General features: G+C 45.2%; 1 protein-coding gene. It reads right to left on the reverse strand.

Annotated features, from left to right (window positions below; genetic code table 11):
• A partial coding sequence (locus A3763_RS05230; protein ID WP_304440791.1) for an MBL fold metallo-hydrolase RNA specificity domain-containing protein occupies positions 1–628 on the reverse strand: 628 nt, incomplete at both ends.

Here is a 628-nt window from a genome sequence, read left to right on the forward strand (position 1 = left end):
TTAAAGCCCTCTTCGCGTCATCATCACCATGAACAATTCTTATTTCTGAAGGCTTAGCATTCATACCTTGCACAAAGTTCAGTAAGTCTTCCTGACCTGCATGCGCAGAGTAACCCGAGATCGTATGTACAGCGGCATTAATCGTATAGCGCTTACCCTCTAGCTCGACATAGCCATTTCGTGTCCCGTAAGTTTGAATATCTCGCCCTGCAGTTCCCTCAGCTTGATAACCTACAAACAGAATATCAGTACGCTTATCTTCAATTAAGGCTTTTAAATAATTAACAATACGTCCACCAGCACACATACCGCTAGCGGCGATCACAATGGCTGGGCGAGCCGTCTTTGCTAAATAATTCACTGTGTCGAGGTGAGTTTGATGATCATCTATCGTGAGTAAATTTTCAAATGACAGAGGGTGTCGACCCTCGGCTACCCGACTTTGAGCCTCTGCATCCCAAAAAGGTTTTAGTTGTCGGTAGGTATCAGTAAAGTCGTTGGCCAAAGGTGAGTCGACTATCACTTCAAGCTCAGCCCAATTCAGCGCCCCCTGATCGGCTTTATCTTTAAGCTCATAGATCAATGACTCAAGTTCATACAATAGCTCCTGAGTGCGGCCGATACTGAA

The sequence above is a fragment of the Oleiphilus sp. HI0128 genome, assembly GCF_001635365.1.